The organism is Geodermatophilus sp. SYSU D00684, assembly GCF_054050455.1.
Genome location: NZ_JBJGZI010000007.1, coordinates 166973 through 183473, shown reverse-complemented (window position 1 = coordinate 183473; position 16501 = coordinate 166973). Strand labels below are relative to the sequence as shown.

Genomic DNA, 16501 nt, shown 5'->3' with positions numbered 1-16501 from the left:
CGGTGGTCTCGATGACGTCGATCTGCACGGAGAGCTCCTCGGTACGGTACGGGGCAGGGGTATCTGCGGGTGACGCGAGAGACCGGTCAGCGGGTCGCGACCGGCCGGCCGTCGGCGGTCCAGGCGGCCACGCCGCCGGCGCGGTCGGCGACGTCGTAGCCGCTCCGGTGTCGATGGTCAGGCGAGGGTCAGGAACAGGCGCTCGAGCTCGCGCAGGTCGACCTCGCGGGTCTCGCCGTCCTCGGTGGTCGAGCAGTGGCGCATCCCGGTGGAGATGACCGCGAAGCCGGCCTTGCTCAGCGCCTTCGACGCCGCTGCCAGCTGGGTGACCACGGCCGAGCAGTCCCGGCCGTCCTCGATCATCCTCACGATGCCGCCGATCTGTCCCTCGATCCGGCGGAGGCGCTTGACGACGTCGGCGAGCTCGCCCTGGGGGATGTCCACGTCCTCCATCATGCATACCCCTGGGGGTATCCGCAACGAGGCGGTCGGGAACGGCCGGCACACCGACGGGCGCACTCGCCGCGACGCCTGGACCGAGACGGCGTCGGCAGCCCGTGTGGCCGAGGTGCCACGGTGCTCGCGGTCCCCACGTCTCATCGAGGGCGTCGAGTACGCCTGGAGTCGGTCCTCGGCCGCTGCGGCAGGCGCCGAGCCGAGGAGCCGGCCATGAGCGAGCGCATCACGGGGGAGCCGGCCGGGGGTACGGGTCTGTGGCTGCCCCGCGAGGTGCTGATCAGGGGTGCGCCGGAACGGCGACGCTGAGCAGGAGGACGCTGTCCTCGTCGGCCGCCACGCTGTGCCGCCGGTCGGGGATCGGCGCGGCCTGGTGCGTCGCGAGTTCGGCCACGTCGTCGCCGGCGATCAGACGGACCCGGCCGCGCAGGACCAGGAGGCTGGCCGCACCCGGGCTGTCGTGCTCGTCCAGGACGGCGCCACCGCGCAGGGCGATGACCGTCTGCCGCAACCCGTCGACCGGGTGCGGCAAGGTGCGGGCGGCGCGCCCGGCGGAGGCCGCGGCCGCTCGCTCGAGCAGTTCACCGGCGAGCCGGTGCAGGTCGACGACGCCGAGGGCGCTCATGGCTCCACTGTGCTGCACCTGCCGGTTCCGCGCCGGTGTGGCCGCCTGCCGTGGAGGCGCACGACGGGGTCCACCCCGGTCCGCGGTCGGTCCATCAGCCGCCTGACCTGCGCGGACGCACCTGAGCGGACGGAGACGGACGTGCACCGCACGGCTGGGATCAAGGGGTCGCAGGTTCACATCCCGTCAGCCCGACAGTGCACGTCCGGGGCCGTCCCCGTCGCGGGAGAGGTCGAAGCGGTCCGGATCGGTCAAGCGGCGCGGGTCGCGGTTGGCCGCGGCGAGGAACATCAGGATGAGGAACATCAGGATCTTGCGGCCGTCGGGGACGACGACGTCGCCGACCTGTACGTCCGCCGTGGCTGTCCGGAAGGAGGTCTGCACCGGGGACTCCCAGCGCACCGCCTCGTCGAAGGCCACCCGCGCCAGGCCCGGCTCGGCACGCAGCCGCGCCCACTGGTCGGGTTCGTGGCGAAGGCGTAGAGGATGGCGGAGAGCCCGTGCACGGTGGTGTCCACCCCGGCCGACAGCAGGGACCGGACGACGAGCGGCGCCTGGGCCGGGGTGATGTCGCCGCGGTCGGCGGCGGCCCAGATCGCCGCGCCGAGCCCGTCGTCGCTCAGCACCTCGCGGGCGCACTGGGCGTTGACCCACCCGGACATCTCGGCAACGCGCGGTGCGCCCTTCGCCACGAGGCCGTTGGCCTGTTCCCGGACCGGGACGAGTACTACGAGGACCCGAACAAGGGGCAGGTCGTCTTCACCGGCGACCTGTCACTGCGCGTCGACGACCACGACTTCCACCTCCTGCACACGCCCGGGCACACGCCCGGCCAGCTCGCCGTGTACGTGCCGCAGGAGCGGATGGTCTTCCCCGGGGACAGCGTCTTCTGCGAGTGCCAGACGCGGCTGATGACCAGTGACGTCGACGAGCAGCGGGCGGCGCTGCTCAGCTGGAAGGCGGCCGTCGCCGAGGCCGTGGCCGCCGGCTGGACCAGGGAGGAGACCCAGGGACGGGTCAAGTTCCCGAAGCTGGGCCCGGTCGACGTCGGCCAGGAGTACATGCTCGAGTACGTCGAGACCCTCGACGCCGGCTCGCTGTTCGACAGGTTCACCGCCCGCCCAGCCGCACCGGCTCCTCCCCGCAGCAGCTGAGCACCGACACCGTGTGGAGGCCACGCCACCTCGGGGGCTCCAGCGGCCCTGGCGTGGTGGCCGCGATGAAGGCCCATGAGGGGCCCGCCGGTCCTGCGGTGGTCGTCGCCTGGGGAGGCGAGGCGCTCCTCGTCTGGCCGGCCCGGCCTCGCGCCGAGAGGCGGAGCGGCCGTCGTCGATGACGGGCGCGGGCGCAGCTGCCGCCGAGACGGGCAGCTCGACCCAGCGGGAGGCGGACCGATCTCGAGCTCAGGGGCAGGTCGGTCAGCCGCCCACCCCGGCATCGGCCACGACGGAGAACCACCGGGTCACGTTGGGTGCTGACTCCAGGCCCTCGAGCACCGTGCGCTTGTCGAGGAACGCCGGATCGTCGTGCCAGGCCATCCAGTCCTCGCGGCTGTTCCAGGTGCCGACGATCACCCGCGACAGCGGGTCGTCCTCGGGGGTCAGCACCTGGCCGGAGATCCACCCCGGCATGCGTCGTGCTGCCTCGAATCGGTCCCGCATCACTGCGTCCCACTCCTGCTGCCCTCCAGGCCGCAGCGTGCTGGTGGTGAGCACGGTCATCATCGCCCGCTCCCTCGCCGAAGGATCCGCTCCTGCAGGTTCTTCGGTGTCCGTGGGTCGGTCGGTGAAACCCTGACGCCAGGGATCACCGCCGTCCGGTGGCCGGCTGGGTTCCGGCCGCGGGTCGTCGCGCTGTCCACTGGGCAGGCGGGGTCGGCGGCCAGGTTCCGCCTCGACACGAGCTCGGCCCGACCGGGCTCCGGCTGCCCGGACGACGTGGACACTTGGCAGTCGGCTGACGCGACACCTCGGTCGCACCCGCCGCCGGCAGCAATCGGGAGGACGGATGGCCGACTTCACCGCGACCGCCATCAGCGAGGGCGACCACTGGGTGATCGACGTGCCGGGTGTCGGTACGACCGAGGCCGACAGCTTCGAGGACATCGAGGAGATGGCCCTCGAGCTGGTCGTCGCCGTGACCCACGCCGCCCGCCGGGACGTGCACATCGATCTGCGCATCGTCTGACCGGCCATCGGCTCGTGCGTCGCTGTGGCTTCACCCACGTCGCCGGCGTCGTCCAACTCCTCCCTCGCGGTTCCGCTCCAGTGCAGGTGGATCGCCTGGAGAAGAAGTGGGGAGTCGCACGGCCGATCCCGTGCGCACGGCCAGCTCGGCCCCGATGTGGGTTCCCCTTCCCGGGTGCGAGCGGACGTGGGAGGCCTCCCGCAGCGACGCGGGAAGCCACGGCTCGGGTCGCAGTCGTTCCGACGGGGGCCGGCCCTCGTACCGTCTGCCGCCTCCCCAGCTGCTGCACGACCGGCTGCTGTCCCGGGGCGTCCGGTGCTCGCTGCGCGGCGACGGCCTGCGGTTCGCGCCGCACCACTGCATCGACGACGCGGACCTGCGCCGGGCCGCGGAGGGCCTGCGCGACTGCGCGTGGTCGCACCCGCCGCGTCGGCGCCGGTCAGGACGAGTGGCGCCAGCTCCGGCCGTCCCGGGCGATCAGGGAGGCCGCCTCGGGCGGACCCCACGTGGCTGCCTGGTACAGCGGGATGGGGCGCTCGTCCCGGGCCCAGAACTGCATCACCGGGTCGACGATGCGCCAGGACCGGCCGACCTCGTCGGCGCGGATGAACAGGGTGGGGTCGCCGATCAGGGCGTCGAGGATGACCCGCTCGTAGGCGTCGGGCGACTGCTCCTCGAAGCTCTCGTAGGAGAAGTCCATCGAGGCCTTCTGCACGCGGAAGGCGTGGCCGGGCACCTTGGCGCCGAAGCGCAGGCTCAGACCCTCGTCGGGCTGCACGCGCACGATGAGGGCGTCGGGCTCGAGGCCCGCCGCCGTCCCGGGGAACAGCGGGAGCTGCGGTGGGCGGCGGAACTCGATGGCGACGTCGGTGATCCGGGCAGGCAGCCGCTTGCCGGTGCGCACGTAGACCGGGACGCCGGTCCAGCGCCAGTTCCGGACCTCCAGTCGCATCGCGACGAAGGTCTCGGTCGCGCTCAGCGGATCGACACCCGGCTCCTCCCGGTACCCCGGCATCAGCTCCTCCCGGGTGCCGCCGCGGGTGTACTGCCCCCGCACCGCGTTCTCGGCGATCTCCGCGTCGCCGTCCAGCGTCCGGATCGCGCGCAGCAGTTTCACCTTCTCGTCGCGGATCGCCTCCGGGTGGAACGACGTGGGTGGCTCCATGAGGAACAGCGAGAGCACCTGGAGGACGTGGTTCTGCACGATGTCGCGCATCGCGCCGGTGGTCTCGTAGAAACCGCCCCGCTCGCCGACGCCCAGGGTCTCGGCGACGGTGATCTGCACGTTGTCGACCCACGTCCGGTTCCAGATCGGCTCGAAGATCGAGTTGGCGAACCGCAGCGCCAGCAGGTTCTGCACCGTCTCCTTGGCCAGGTAGTGGTCGATCCGGAAGATCTGTTCCTCGACGAACGCCGACGCGAGGTCGGCGTACAGCTCCCGGGCGCTGGCCTCGTCCCAGCCGAACGGCTTCTCGACGACCACGCGGATGGAGCTGTCGCCGGCGGGCACGGAGAGCCCCGCCTTGCCGAGGTTGACCGCGATCGGCCCGAACAGGCGCGGGGGCGTGGCGAGGTAGTACACCCGGTTCCCGGCGGTCCCGTGCCGGCCGTCGCACGTCGCGAGGACCTCGGCCAGGCGCTGGTAGGTGGCCGGGTCGTCGTAGTGGCCGCTCACGTAGCGGGCCGTCGCCGTCATGTCCTGCCACCGCGGGTTCCCCGCGGTGGGGGCGTCGCGGCGGCAGGCGTCCGCGAACTCGGCGTCGGTCATCGGCGTGCGGGCGACGCCGACGAGCGTCACCTCCGGAGGGAGCGCCCCGTAGCCGGCCAGCCGGGCGAGGGCGGGCAGGAGCTTGCGGGCGGTGAGGTCACCCGAGGCGCCGAAGATCACCAGTGCGCAGGGCGGAGACCGACGACCCGTGTCGATGCTCATGTCCGGAGAGCATGCCCATCCCGGATGGCGATGGACAGGTCTCGGGGGGCGCCGGTAGGCGCGCCCGGTCCGAGCCGGACAGCTCCTCGGCCCCGTCGCCGGCCGCGGCGGCCGACTCGGCGCGTACCCGACGCAGCAACCCCCTGGGGAGGCCCACCTGCGCACCTCCGGAGGACCCCTGGAAGCCCTGGGGCGGGGCTTCGCCTGCGGGCGGATCCGCAGGGCGACCGTTCGCCTGCGGTCGTAGCCGACGGGTGATCCGCCGGTCACGCTCGCATCGTGACCGCGTCACCGGCGCAGCGGCCGCTGGACCACCGGTGGGCCGAGGCCTCGCGCAGCACTGTCGCAGCGATCCGTGCGGCTGCCGCGGCCGCCGCGGAGGCGGCGCTGACCTACGACGACGTCGCGTCCGCCGCGGAGGCCGCCTGCAGCGCCGACCCGTCCGGGCCGCACCGCGACCGGGCAGCCCGCATGCGCCGGCGTGCAGGGGAGGAGCGGCGCGAGGCGGTGCGGATGTGGGCGCTGGCCGACGCGCTCGAGTCCGCCGCGCACTGACCGGTAGTTCCCGGACACGCGAACCGACACCCCCACGATGCGCAGCCGCGTGCCCGCTCGTCCGGCGGGGCCCGCGGCCGGCGCGTCTGCTGACCGCGGGTGGCCGCGCGCGATCGGCTTCTCGGACGAGCAGGACGCCGCTGAGCCCAGGCGGGGTGCCTCCGCGCGCGGCGCCCCACGAGCAGGCAGCCGGGGCACGGGTGGGGCGCGATGGCCGACAGCCGGGGGCACGCGCAGCGCGCGGGGCCGACGAGCCGGTCCGGGGTGGCGGCGCGTCGCGCCGCGGCCGAGCGGGCCCGGCGCTCCGCGGTGGAGCTCGTCGCCGAGGCCGGCACCTGCCGGCAGCGGGCGGAGGAGCTGCGCCGGGGACTGGAGGCCCGGCGGCTGCGGGCCGCCGCGGGCGGCGGGTCAGGTGCGCAGGGTGGCGCTGGGCAGCACGCCGTAGGCGGCGCGGTAGCGCTCGGTGAACCGGCTGGGCGTGAAGCCCCAGCGGGCGGCGACGGCGGTCACGGTGACTCCGTCGCCGGGGGTGGCGTCGCGCAGCTGCCGGTGCGCCTCGGCCAGCCGCACCTGGCGAAGGTGGGCGGTCGGGGTGGTGTCCAGGTGCCGGCGGAAGGCCAGCTGCACCGCGCGGGGGGTGACGTAGGTGGCGCGGGCGATGTCGGCGAGCCCGATGTCGCGGTCGTAGTTGGCGTCGATGAACGCGATCGCGCGGCGCAGCGTGGCGGGGTGGGCGTCGACGCGGTCCGCGGGGACCGGCGGTGCGACGGCGGTGTTCGGGAAGACCGCGAGTGCGGTGGCGGCCAGCAGCCGCGCGGCCGGCCCGTGCAGCAGCGGTGAGTCTGCGGCCTCGGGGTCGGCGAGCAGGTCGTCGACGAAGCGGGTGACCTGCCGCCATCGAGCAACTCCGCCGGGAGTGGCCTGCGAGGCGGTGAACCGCCACGGCTCGTTCGTGGCGGGAGTGCCCCGGGCGACGTCCGTGAGCAGTGACTGGGGGAGGGCGACGCTGAGGGTCCGAGCTTCATGACTGTCGGCGACGGCTCGGGTGTCGGGGTGATTGGCGATGAACACGTCCCCGGGCACGTACCGCTCGAGGTCGTGCCCGCGGTCGTACCCGATGGCACCGGCGACGGCTACGGAGATGAGGACGTCGTCCTGGCCGGCCAGGTCGAACGTGAGGTCGGCGGGCACCATGACATCGCTGATGCTGAATGCACCCGCGTCCAGCATCCTGACGCTGGCCTCCCATCTGGTGTCCGGGGAAGCCTTCAGCTGCAGCCGGCCGCCGAAGAGGTTGTCGAGGAGCTCTCGCGCCTCGCCCGGGTCAGACGTGGCGTACTCCTGCCGCCGTAGTGCTCCCGGTGTGGGGGTTCCCATGCCGCCCTCCTCGCCCGCTCGTGAGGCGATGTCAAATCGCAGGGCGATACCAGTCCCCGGACCATCAGGTGCGCAGGGTGTGGGCGGGGGTCACCCCGTAGGCGGCGCGGTAGGCGGCGGCGAACCGGTCGGGCTTGGCGAACCCCCAGCGCAGCGCGATCGCCGCGACCGTGTCCCCGGCGGTCGGGTCGCCGGCCTGCAGCTCCCGGTGCGCACCCTCCAGCCGCACCCGCCGCGCGTAGCCCATGGGGGTCAGCCCGACGTGGCGGGCGAAGGCCAGCTGCAGCGCCCGCGGCCCGACCCCGGCGGCGCGCGCGACGTCGGTGACGGTGATCGGCAGCGAGGCGTGCGCGTCGATGAAGGCCACCGCCCGGCGCACCACCGCCGGCGCCACCGCACCCGCCCCGGGCAGGTAGCCGGACGTCATCGTGGTGTTCGGGAACGCCGCCAGCGCGGTCGCCGCCGACAGCTCGGCCAGGTGCGCGGCGACCAGCGGCTCGGCCAGCCCGCTGCCGGGGTCGGCCATCTGCTGGTGCACGAACCGCATCAGCCCCAGCCACGTGCGGCGCATCGGCTCGGACACCGGGCTCATCCCGTCGAACCGCACATCGGTCCCGGGCACGCCCAGCCGCTCCTCGGCCACCCGCTCGATCACCGCCTGCGGCAGCCGCACGATGCCCACGTCCACGTCGTCCCACTCGTTCGTGAACGGCACGCCGGTCGGGCACCGGAACACCACGCCCGGTCGCGTGGTGACCTGGTCCCGGCCCGCCACGTACCGGCACCCACCGCTCACCGGACTGGCCACCACCAGGTCGCTCAGCGGAGCGACCGCGCAGCGCATGCCCGCGGTGAACCGCAGCCGGTCCGCGGTCAGGTGACCGGCCGTTGCCGACCGGAGCTCGCAGGTGAACGACCCGCGGACGCCGGAGAACGCGAGCGGGCGCTCCGAGCGGTAGAGATCGGTGAGCACGGCCTCGGCGACGTCCGGCTCCCGAATGGACAACTCGACGACCTCGACCGGCATGACGCGCCTCCGGGGTGCGCGTTCCCGGGGCCGTGGCTGGGCCGCCACCGGCAGCGCCGGCCCGACCGACGGTAGCCGCCGGTACCCGATGTGCGAAGCCCCTCGCCCACCGGCGCAGTCGGTGCCGCGGCGGGCACCCACTCGACACCGGGCGAAGGCCCCGGGGAGGTCTGTGCGGTGCCGTTCGACCACGATCTCGACCCCGTCGTGGATCGTGGGGTGTCGTCCGCTGCGGTGCGCGCCTCGAGGGATCCGGAACGGCCCCTGACCGCTCTCCGGGGGCGGTCGACCACCATCAGGCCACCCTCACCGACCGAAGGTGGCGCCGTTGGCGTCCATCGCCTTGCGCGACTCGTCGGGACCGGGGGGCCGATACGGATCGCCTCGTTCCGATACAGAGGCGTAGGTCCCTGTATCCGACAGGACCGCTCGGCCACGGTGGCGGCATGGCTGAGACCACGGTCGCCCCTGCCGGACACCTCCCGACGTCGGCGGACGCCTGCCCCGCCGTGCTCGACCTGGCCGGGCACGCTCCCGCCGACGGCGCCCGATGAGCTGCGCGCGAGCCCCGCACGGCCGGCGCGCCGGCTGTCAGCGAGCCGCCGCCTGCTCCCGCTCGGCCGGCTGGGCGGTCGGTGCCGACGGTGTGCTCCCCAGCCCCCGCCCGGCCGACGGGTCCCCGATCGCCGGAGCGACGGCGGTCGGCCGGTTGCACGCGATCGGACAGGCCGGCCGGGCGATCTGCGCGACCCCGGTCGTTCCCCTGGATCCCCGGACCTGGACCTGGCCCGACTCCGCCGATCGCGTCCACCCGCTGTGCTGGACCTGCCTGGCCCTCACCCACGGGGCCGACGACGGACCCCACCCCTGAATCGATGATCATCGTCATGAGCCTGCTGTCCCGGTGGTGGCGGATCCGGCAGCGCGTGCGGACCGTCCTCGGGGGAGCACCGACCCGCGGTGCCCTGGCCAACGCCCGCCGCGCCGTCGAGCGTGACCTGGAGGCCGCCGCCCAACGGGAGGAAGCCGAGCGAGCAGTCGCCCGGGCCGTGGCGCGCGCCGCCGAGCACCCCTCGGCTCTGCCGCGCCCCGTCCGCTCCCGCTGAACCCCGCGCCACCGCCGACCGTGGCCGGCTCGGCCGGCCGGTGTCCCGGTGCTGGTGCGCCGGCCCACCACGCGGCCTCACCCGACCAGCAGCGCGATGGCGGCGTAGTGGCAGGTGGCGGCGGCACACACGAACGCGTGGAAGACCTCGTGGTACCCGAAGACCGACGGGAGCGGGTCGGGGCGGCGGAAGTGGTAGGCGACGGCGCCGGTGATGTAGAGCAGCCCGCCCGCGACGACGAGGGCCGCGGCGAGGCCGCCGGCCGCGGCCCACAGCGCCGGCACCGCGAGCGCGTTGACGGCTCCCAGCGCGATGAACGCTCCTCCGACGAGCCACTCCGGCGCGTCCATGCGGGCCAGGCGGGCCCGGATCCCCAGGGCGGTGAGGGCCCACAGCAGGACCAGGCACAGCCGCCCGTAGGTGCCGGGCACGGCGTGGAGGAACACCGGAGTCGCCGTCCCGGCGATCAACAGGAAGATCATCACGTGGTCGGCCCGCTGCAGGACCCGGCGGGCGACCGGCCCCCAGCTGCCCCGGTGGTACAGGGCACTGACGCCGAACAGCCCGCTGAGGCAGCCGGTGTAGATCCCGACGCCGATCACCGGCCCCCGGCCGTGGACGGCGGCCCACAGCAGCGGGCCGGCGACGAGCGACGCGGCGAACCACACCAGGTGCAGCCAGCCGCGCAGGAGGGGCTTGGCGTAGGACACCGCGCGCCGCGCGTCGTAGTGCACCGTCGGACCGGTCCTGGCAGGGCGGCCCCCGTGGCCCGGCCGGCTGACGGTCATGCCACCTGCCCGGCGCGCAGCCGGAGCGGGCCCCGCGTGGTCCTGCGGGCACCGGTCAGGTGGCGACGAGGGACCGGTGGCGTGGGCGGGCCACCCGTCCGTGGCCGCAGCGGCCGAGAGACGGTCCGGACGACGCACGGGGCTGCCGGTCCTCCGCCGTCCGGCCCCCGGTCACGCACGGTCGCCGGCCGGGCGGTGGCCTCCCGTCCGGACGCGTGGGGGAGGTGGGTCACCCGGGGAGCCGCGGCCCGGGCGGTGGGCAGACCCGGCCCGCGGCCGGCGTGCCCTTCGGCGGGCGTCGTCCCGGTGGTGCGCGTCGCGATGTCCACGGCTGGCCCTTCACGGTCCTGCAGGTAGGGAGCCGCGGGCACGAGCGGATGCGCAGCCGATGTCCATCCGTGCCCGCGCCACCACGTCGCAAACCCGCGATGAGACGGTGCGGGAGTCCGAGGACCCACGCGCCGGCCGGGTCGGGCACCCGGCCGGACGCCGGCCCGGCCCCTCCCGCCGTCCCGGCCCACACTCGCGTGCACAGGGGCCCACCCGACGTCCGGAGTTTGGGCACCGGTCGTTTGCGGGAGGAAGTGACCGCAGGCGGTCCCACCGTGCCGACGTCCGATGCCCGGGGCGGTTCGCCGCCCGGCCCCGGCGGACGGTGCCGGCGCCACCGACGGGTCGGGACGGGAGGATCGTGACGGTCGTCGCGGAGTTCCGTGCCGTGCTCGCCGAGTTGGCGGGGGAGATGGCCGGCCCCGAGCTGCTGCCCGAGCGGCTGGCCCGTGCGTGCGCCCGGGTGCTGCCGGTCGACGGTGCGGGCATCGGGCTCTTCTTCGTCGACGGCCAACGGCTGCCGCTCGGCTCGAGTGACGCGGCGGCGGCGACGGCGGAGCGGCTGCAGTTCACGATCGGGGCCGGGCCGTGCCTGACGGCGCACGCCGAGGGCGGCCCCGTGGTGGCCGACGAGGTGACGATCCGGTCCCGGTGGCCGGCGTTCCACGACGGCCTGGTCACCAGCACCCCGATCCGCGGGGTCGTCTCGCTGCCGCTGCACGGGGGGCTGCGCGGCATCGGGGCGCTGGACCTGTACACGGTCCCGCCGAACGACGTGACCGCCTTGAGCCTGGCGCACGCGCTGGCGATCAGTGCCGAGGTGACCTCGGCGTTCCAGCAGAACAGCGAGGCGACGCGCGGTGAGAGCGGCGGGCCGGTGTGGCTGGACGCGCCGGCCGCCGGACGGCGCTCGGTCGTGTGGCGGGCCATGGGCTTCGTCAACGCCGGCCTCCACGTCAGCAGCACCGACGCGCTGGCGCTGCTCCGGGCGCATGCCTACACCCGCGGCGGGGACCTCGACGAGCTCGCCCGGCGCATCGTCGAGGGAGAGGTCCCCCTGAGCGGCCTGCTCGACCGCGGCGGCGACCTCTAGCCCCGCCGTCGGGGACGGCGGCCACCCGGCGGCGGGCGGTGACCGCCGGTGGTGACGTCCTCGACGCGGCGATGCGCCCGCCGCGACGGAGAGCTGCGTACGCTCGGGTCCGGTCGCGGGAGCCACCCTGCGCCGACCGTGCGTCCGACCCCGGCGTGCCACGCCAGCGCGGGCTCCGAGGCGGAGTCCGCAACCGAGGTGCCCGCCCCGGTGCAGCAGACCGGAGCCGTGCCGTGGACAGGAGCCAGGATCCCCGCCTCGACGGCGTCGCCGGCGCACCCCGGCGCCGGGGGCGCTTGCCTGCTCCGGAGCTGTCGATGGAGGACCTGCTGCACACCGTGGCCGCGCTGGCCAGGACGGTGGTGCCCGGCGACACCGAGACGTCGGTGTCGCTGCTCGTCGACGACGTGCCCACCACGGTGGCCGCCACCGGCCGGCTGGCCGTCGACGTCGACGAGGCGCAGTACGAGCGTGACCACGGGCCCTGCCTGCACGCCGCGCGCACCGGCGAGCTGGTCGAGGTCGCCGACACCCGCACCGACAGCCGGTGGCCGGACTACGTGCCGCGGGCGGTCGCCCACGGCGCCCTGAGCTCGCTGTCCGTCCCGCTGGTGATCGACGCCGACCGCGGCGTCGCCGGCGCGCTGAACATCTACGCCCGCGAGGCCCACGCCTTCGACGAGGACGCCCGGGCCGCCGCCACCCGCCTGGGCCCGCACGCCGCGGCGGCGGCCGGCGACCTGCACGCGATGCGGAGCGCCCGCGCGATGGCCGACGACCTGCGGATCGCCCTGGAGGCCCGCGCGGTGATCGACCAGGCCACGGGCGTGCTGATGCAGCGGTTCGGGCTGACCGCCGACCAGGCGATCCGGGCGCTGGTCCGGGCGTCGGCGGGCGCGGCCCGCCGGGTCCGCGACGTCGCCCACGTCCTGGTGCGGACGGGGGAGCTGCCGGCCGGGCCGCCGGGTGGGGAGGGATGACCGCCCCCGCCGGATGCGCGCCGGCGGCCTGCACCGGGGCGGTCCGCCGCTGGTCGCCGGTGCGCGGGCCGACGAGGGTGTCCGGTGGTCCCGATCGTCCGACGGGAGCCGGCGTCCGGTCCGACCTGCGCGCGTGCGACACGATGACCTCGCGCGGCACGCCCCCCACCGCGGCCGAGGAGTCCCCCATGACGCAGCGACGGCAGCGGGTCACCGAACTCCGCCTCGTGGTCACCGCGACGGACCACGAGGCCGCGGTCCGCTTCTTCCGCGACGTGCTGGGGCTGCCGGAGCAGGAGGCCTACGAGGCCCGCGGCGGCCACGTCGTCATCCTCGACGCCGGCCGGGCGACGCTGGAGATCAACGATCCGCCCTACGCCGAGTTCATCGACGAGGTCGAGGTGGGACACCGCGTCCCGGGCCGGATCCGCGTCGCGTTCGAGGTACCCGACACCCGCGCCGCGACCGCGGACCTGGTCGAGGCCGGCGCGGAGCTGGTCGCCGAGCCGACCGTCACCCCGTGGGACACGCTCAACTCCCGGCTCCACGGCCCGGAACGGCTCCTGCTGACCCTCTTCGGTCCCGTGGAGGAGCAGCCGTAGCGTCCGGGCCGCGGCGGCGGCTCCCGCCCCGGCGCAGGGACGGCGGCCGCGCCGGCCCGCCGAGGTGCCGTGCGTCCCGGCGGGCGCCGCCGCAGCCGGGGACCGGCGATCCGCGGATCGGCCGTCCCTGAACACGGGCGCGCCGCGCGGTGAGGCTGGGGTCCCCACGACCCGAGGAGCACCCGATGCCGCGCACCCGACCCGACGTCCCCGTCCCCGACCTCACCGGCCGCCGCGCCGTCGTCACGGGAGGCAGCGACGGCGTCGGCCTCGTGCTGGCCCGCCGGCTCGCCGCGGCCGGCGCCGAGGTGGTCCTGCCGGTCCGCAACCCGCGCAAGGGCGAGGCCGCGGTCGCCCGGATCCGCGCCCAGGTCCCGGACGCCGACGTCTCCCTGCGCGACCTCGACCTGTCCTCCCTCGCCTCCGTCGCGGCGCTCGGCGAGACGCTGCGCGCCGAGGAGCGGCCGGTGCACCTGCTCGTCGCCAACGCCGGCGTCATGCGGCCGCCGGACCGGCAGACGACGGCCGACGGCTTCGAGCTGCAGTTCGGCACCAACCACCTGGGGCACGTCGCGCTCGTCGCCGCCCTGCTGCCGCTGCTGCGGGCCGGCCGGGCGCGGGTCACCTCGCAGACCAGCGTCGCGGCGCGCCGGGGGGCGGTGAACTGGGACGACCCGAACTGGGAGCGGTCCTACGACGGGCAGCGCGCCTACGCCCAGTCGAAGGTCGCCGTCGGCCTGTTCGCCCTGGAGCTGCAGCGGCGCAGCGCCGCCGGGGGCTGGGGGATCACCAGCGACCTGGCCCACCCCGGGATCGCGCCGACCAGCCTGCTCGCGGCCCGCCCCGAGGTCGGCCGCGCCCGGGACACCACCGCCGTGCGGCTCATCCGCGTGCTGGCGCGGCTGGGCCTCACCGGCACCGCGGAGAGCGCGGCGCTGCCGGCCCTGCTCGCCGCGACCGCGCCGGACGGCGGCGGCCGGTTCTACGGCCCGGACGGTCCGGGCTCCGCCGGGGGCGCCCCCGCGGAGCAGGAGCCCTACCGCCCGGTGCGCGGTCCCGGGGACGCCGAGCGGATGTGGCGCCTGTCCGAGCAGCTGACGGGGGTGGCCTTCCCCGCGGCCGCGCGCGACGGGGTGCACCCCCTCCCGCGCTGACCGTCCCGGGCCGTCCCCGCTCAGCCGGGGACGGCCCGGTCGGCGGGCGACGCCGAGGTGCCGAGGACGGCCAGCAGCTGCAGCCGCTCGGCGCTCTCGCTGCCCGGGACGGCGGTGTACACGAGCAGCCGGTGCGACTGGTCGGGGTCGACGAGCGACTGGCAGGCCAGCTCCAGCGGTCCGACGACGGGGTGGACGAACCGCTTGACCTCGCGCGGGCGGATGCCGACCTCGTGCGCGTCCCACAGCCGCCGCAGCTCCTCGCTGCGGGCCAGCGCCAGCTCGGCGAGGCGCGCGGCCCGCGAGCCGGGGCCGCGCAGGGTGACCAGCTCACGCAGGCCCGAGGCGTACAGCCGGGACAGGAACGCGTGCTCCTCCGGGGCGTACAGCGCCCGCGTGGCCGGGTCGGTGAACCACCGGTAGCCGAGGCTGCGCGCCGGCCCGGTGCGCAGGGTCGCGTCGCCGGTGAGCGCGACGGCGAGCGGGGTCTGCCGCAGCGTCTCGCCGAGCTCGGTGACGATCTCCGCCGGCGTGTCGCCGAGCCGGTCCAGGATCCGCAGCAGGCCGGGGCCGACGTGCTCGCCGTCGGCGCCGCGGGCGGGTGGCCGGTGGCCGGCCAGCCGGAACAGGTGGTCGCGCTCGTCGAGCGAGAGGTGCAGGCCCTGCGCGATCGCGGCCACCATCTGCTCCGACGGCTGCGGCCCGCGTTCCTGCTCCAGCCGCGCGTAGTAGTCGGTGGACATGTGGGAGAGGGCGGCGAGCTCCTCGCGCCGCAGCCCGCTCGTCCGGCGGCGCGGCCCGCGGGGGAGGCCCACGTCCTCCGGCTGCAGCGCCTCCCGACGGCGGCGGAGGAACTCGGCCAGCCCGGCCCGGTCGATCACGTCGCCTCCCTCGTCGGTGCTGCGTCGTTCCTACCGTCGCCGGCAGCGGTCATCCACGGACCGCCGGTCCCTCCCTCGGCCGGGCGGGGACCGCCGCGCGCACGGCGCCGGCCGGCGGTGAGCCGGTCCCGAGCGGCTCGCCCTCCTGCCGGCGGAGTGGTGGACTCGGCGCGGTGACGCGCCCCGGCGTCGCCGGCCGGCGGGTGCGGAGGTGGGGGCGTGCGGGTGCGTCCACGCGGGCTGGTCCTGCTGGTGGCGCTGGCCTCCGCCGTCGCCCAGGCCTTCGGCCGGTTCTCCTACGCGCTGCTGCTGCCGGCGATCGACCGGGACCTGCTCGGGTCCTACGCCGTCGCCGGGCTGGTCGCCACGGCCAACGTCACCGCCTACCTGCTCGGCACCGTCGCGGTCAGCGCGCTGTCCCGCCGCGCCCGGCCGGCGGCGCTGATCAAGGCCGGCCTCGCCTGCAGCGCGGCGGGGCTGGGCCTGCTCTCCGTCGCCGGGGGCGCCGGCGGCCTCGCGGTGGGGCTCACCCTGACCGGCGTCGGCGGGGCCTTCATCTGGGTGCCGGCCCCCGGGCTCGCCGGCTCTGTCGTCCGCCCCTCCCGCCGGGGCGCGGCGATCGGCGTCGCCGGCTCGGGCATCGGCGGCGGGATCGTGCTGGCCAGCGCCCTGACCTGGACCCTGCGGTCCTGGGGCGGGGACGCCTCCTGGCGCACCGTGTACCTGGTGGAGGCCGCGATCGCCGTCGTCGTCCTCGGACTGTGCCTGCTGCTGCTGCGCCCGGCGCCCCGCCGCGACGACGACGTCCCCGTGCGCGCGGGCGCCCTGCGCCGGGTCCCCGGGTGGATCGGCCTGGCCGGCGGCTACGCCGCGTACGGCCTGGCCTACTCCGTCTACACCAGCTACCTGGTGACCGCCCTCGAGGACGACGCGGGCTTCTCCGCCGGTCACGCGTCGGCGGTCTACACGCTCGTCGGCGTCGGGCTGGTCGCCGGTGGGATCGTGCTCGGGCCGCTGTCGGACCGGTGGGGCCGCGGTCCCACGCTCGTCGGCGGCTACCTCCTCATGTCCGCGGCGATCCTGCTCGTGCCGCTGGGTGCCGAGCCGCCGGCCTCGGCGTCGGCGCTGCTGTTCGGGCTGACGATGTCCGGGCTGCCGGCGGTCATCGCGGCCCACCTGTCGGACTCCCTGACCCCGCGGGAGTTCGCCGGGGCCTTCGGCCGCTGCACCCTCGCCTTCGGCCTGGCGCAGCTGGCCGGCCCTCCGCTCGGCGGCTGGCTCGCCGAGACGACGGGCGGCTTCGTCGTCCCGTTCCTCCTCGCCGGCCTGGTGGCGGCGGCCGGCGCAGGGCTGAGCGTCGACGTCGTCCGCGCCCCGCACCGAAGGCGGGACGACGTCCCCGCGTGACCG

General features: G+C 75.8%; 18 protein-coding genes. 9 read left to right on the top strand and 9 right to left on the bottom strand.

Features of this window, described 5'->3' with window-relative positions; translation table 11 throughout:
* Window positions 1–177: 177 nt before the first annotated feature.
* The 3 genes from ACI79L_RS07175 to ACI79L_RS07165 form a co-directional block, all read right to left on the bottom strand.
* A complete protein-coding gene (locus ACI79L_RS07175; protein WP_456936111.1) occupies window positions 178–453 on the bottom strand; it encodes a metal-sensitive transcriptional regulator in 276 nt (91 codons plus the stop codon).
* A gap of 283 nt (window positions 454–736) precedes the next feature.
* A complete protein-coding gene (locus tag ACI79L_RS07170; RefSeq protein ID WP_456936109.1) occupies window positions 737–1081 on the bottom strand; it encodes a LuxR family transcriptional regulator in 345 nt (114 codons plus the stop codon).
* A gap of 186 nt (window positions 1082–1267) precedes the next feature.
* Window positions 1268–1501, bottom strand: coding sequence for a hypothetical protein (locus ACI79L_RS07165; protein WP_456936108.1), 234 nt, complete (start codon window positions 1499–1501; stop codon window positions 1268–1270).
* Between the two features lie 80 nt (window positions 1502–1581).
* Between ACI79L_RS07165 and ACI79L_RS07160 the strand changes: the two genes are divergently transcribed.
* Window positions 1582–2235 carry an MBL fold metallo-hydrolase gene (locus ACI79L_RS07160; RefSeq protein WP_456936107.1) on the top strand — a complete coding sequence of 218 codons (654 nt, stop codon included), beginning with the start codon at window positions 1582–1584 and terminating at the stop codon, window positions 2233–2235.
* Between the two features lie 264 nt (window positions 2236–2499).
* Here ACI79L_RS07160 and ACI79L_RS07155 read toward each other — a convergent pair whose 3' ends face one another.
* Window positions 2500–2805, bottom strand: a complete 306-nt coding sequence (locus tag ACI79L_RS07155; RefSeq protein WP_456936106.1) for an antibiotic biosynthesis monooxygenase family protein — start codon at window positions 2803–2805, stop codon at window positions 2500–2502.
* 283 nt (window positions 2806–3088) lie between these two features.
* On the opposite strand from ACI79L_RS07155, the gene ACI79L_RS07150 reads away from it, so the two are divergent.
* Window positions 3089–3268 carry a hypothetical protein gene (locus ACI79L_RS07150; protein ID WP_456936105.1) on the top strand — a complete coding sequence of 60 codons (180 nt, stop codon included), beginning with the start codon at window positions 3089–3091 and terminating at the stop codon, window positions 3266–3268.
* A 439-nt stretch (window positions 3269–3707) separates the two neighbouring features.
* Here the strand turns inward: ACI79L_RS07150 and zwf are convergent, their stop codons facing one another.
* Window positions 3708–5198: a glucose-6-phosphate dehydrogenase gene (gene zwf, locus ACI79L_RS07145; protein ID WP_456936104.1), complete on the bottom strand. Its 1491-nt coding sequence runs from the start codon at window positions 5196–5198 to the stop codon at window positions 3708–3710.
* Between the two features lie 279 nt (window positions 5199–5477).
* Here zwf and ACI79L_RS07140 point away from each other — a divergent pair, with 279 nt between their 5' ends.
* Window positions 5478–5753, top strand: coding sequence for a hypothetical protein (locus ACI79L_RS07140; RefSeq protein ID WP_456936103.1), 276 nt, complete (start codon window positions 5478–5480; stop codon window positions 5751–5753).
* Between the two features lie 408 nt (window positions 5754–6161).
* On the opposite strand, the gene ACI79L_RS07135 is transcribed toward ACI79L_RS07140, so the two are convergent.
* Both ACI79L_RS07135 and ACI79L_RS07130 read right to left on the bottom strand, forming a co-directional pair.
* Window positions 6162–7130, bottom strand: coding sequence for a helix-turn-helix transcriptional regulator (locus ACI79L_RS07135; RefSeq protein WP_456936102.1), 969 nt, complete (start codon window positions 7128–7130; stop codon window positions 6162–6164).
* 64 nt (window positions 7131–7194) lie between these two features.
* Window positions 7195–8157, bottom strand: coding sequence for an AraC family transcriptional regulator (locus ACI79L_RS07130; RefSeq protein WP_456936101.1), 963 nt, complete (start codon window positions 8155–8157; stop codon window positions 7195–7197).
* Window positions 8158–9032: 875 nt separating this feature from the next.
* Here ACI79L_RS07130 and ACI79L_RS07125 point away from each other — a divergent pair.
* A complete protein-coding gene (locus ACI79L_RS07125) occupies window positions 9033–9263 on the top strand; it encodes a hypothetical protein (protein ID WP_456936100.1) in 231 nt (76 codons plus the stop codon).
* 77 nt (window positions 9264–9340) lie between these two features.
* Here ACI79L_RS07125 and trhA read toward each other — a convergent pair whose 3' ends face one another.
* The gene (gene trhA / locus ACI79L_RS07120) at window positions 9341–9997 is read right to left on the bottom strand and encodes a PAQR family membrane homeostasis protein TrhA (RefSeq protein ID WP_456936099.1); all 657 of its coding nucleotides are present in this window, start codon (window positions 9995–9997) and stop codon (window positions 9341–9343) included.
* A gap of 745 nt (window positions 9998–10742) precedes the next feature.
* Here trhA and ACI79L_RS07115 point away from each other — a divergent pair.
* The 4 genes from ACI79L_RS07115 (at window position 10743) to ACI79L_RS07100 (ending at window position 14210) form a co-directional block, all read left to right on the top strand.
* Window positions 10743–11474: a GAF and ANTAR domain-containing protein gene (locus tag ACI79L_RS07115; protein WP_456936098.1), complete on the top strand. Its 732-nt coding sequence runs from the start codon at window positions 10743–10745 to the stop codon at window positions 11472–11474.
* Window positions 11475–11791: 317 nt separating this feature from the next.
* A complete protein-coding gene (locus tag ACI79L_RS07110) occupies window positions 11792–12454 on the top strand; it encodes a GAF domain-containing protein (protein ID WP_456936097.1) in 663 nt (220 codons plus the stop codon).
* A 188-nt stretch (window positions 12455–12642) separates the two neighbouring features.
* Window positions 12643–13056: a VOC family protein gene (locus ACI79L_RS07105; protein ID WP_456936096.1), complete on the top strand. Its 414-nt coding sequence runs from the start codon at window positions 12643–12645 to the stop codon at window positions 13054–13056.
* Window positions 13057–13241: 185 nt separating this feature from the next.
* On the top strand, window positions 13242–14210 hold the full coding sequence (locus ACI79L_RS07100) for an SDR family oxidoreductase (RefSeq protein ID WP_456936095.1): 969 nt from the start codon (window positions 13242–13244) through the stop codon (window positions 14208–14210).
* 20 nt (window positions 14211–14230) lie between these two features.
* Here ACI79L_RS07100 and ACI79L_RS07095 read toward each other — a convergent pair whose 3' ends face one another.
* Window positions 14231–15091 (bottom strand): helix-turn-helix transcriptional regulator, encoded by an 861-nt coding sequence (locus ACI79L_RS07095; RefSeq protein ID WP_456936094.1) that lies wholly within the window; start codon window positions 15089–15091, stop codon window positions 14231–14233.
* A 219-nt stretch (window positions 15092–15310) separates the two neighbouring features.
* Here ACI79L_RS07095 and ACI79L_RS07090 point away from each other — a divergent pair, with 219 nt between their 5' ends.
* Complete coding sequence (locus ACI79L_RS07090; RefSeq protein WP_456936093.1) at window positions 15311–16498, top strand: MFS transporter; 1188 nt, start codon at window positions 15311–15313, stop codon at window positions 16496–16498.
* The last annotated feature ends 3 nt before the right edge of the window (window positions 16499–16501 follow it).

Excerpts from the sequence above, each read along its gene's own strand:
- ACI79L_RS07155 (WP_456936106.1), bottom strand. The coding sequence starts at position 2,805 with ATGATGACCGTGCTCACCACCAGCACGCTGCGGCCTGGAGGGCAGCAG.
- ACI79L_RS07130 (WP_456936101.1), bottom strand. The coding sequence starts at position 8,157 with ATGCCGGTCGAGGTCGTCGAGTTGTCCATTCGGGAGCCGGACGTCGCC.
- ACI79L_RS07170 (WP_456936109.1), bottom strand. The coding sequence starts at position 1,081 with ATGAGCGCCCTCGGCGTCGTCGACCTGCACCGGCTCGCCGGTGAACTG.
- ACI79L_RS07175 (WP_456936111.1), bottom strand. The coding sequence starts at position 453 with ATGGAGGACGTGGACATCCCCCAGGGCGAGCTCGCCGACGTCGTCAAG.
- ACI79L_RS07100 (WP_456936095.1), top strand. The coding sequence starts at position 13,242 with ATGCCGCGCACCCGACCCGACGTCCCCGTCCCCGACCTCACCGGCCGC.
- ACI79L_RS07125 (WP_456936100.1), top strand. The coding sequence starts at position 9,033 with ATGATCATCGTCATGAGCCTGCTGTCCCGGTGGTGGCGGATCCGGCAG.
- ACI79L_RS07135 (WP_456936102.1), bottom strand. The coding sequence starts at position 7,130 with ATGGGAACCCCCACACCGGGAGCACTACGGCGGCAGGAGTACGCCACG.
- zwf (WP_456936104.1), bottom strand. The coding sequence starts at position 5,198 with ATGAGCATCGACACGGGTCGTCGGTCTCCGCCCTGCGCACTGGTGATC.
- ACI79L_RS07150 (WP_456936105.1), top strand. The coding sequence starts at position 3,089 with ATGGCCGACTTCACCGCGACCGCCATCAGCGAGGGCGACCACTGGGTG.
- ACI79L_RS07110 (WP_456936097.1), top strand. The coding sequence starts at position 11,792 with ATGGAGGACCTGCTGCACACCGTGGCCGCGCTGGCCAGGACGGTGGTG.
- ACI79L_RS07105 (WP_456936096.1), top strand. The coding sequence starts at position 12,643 with ATGACGCAGCGACGGCAGCGGGTCACCGAACTCCGCCTCGTGGTCACC.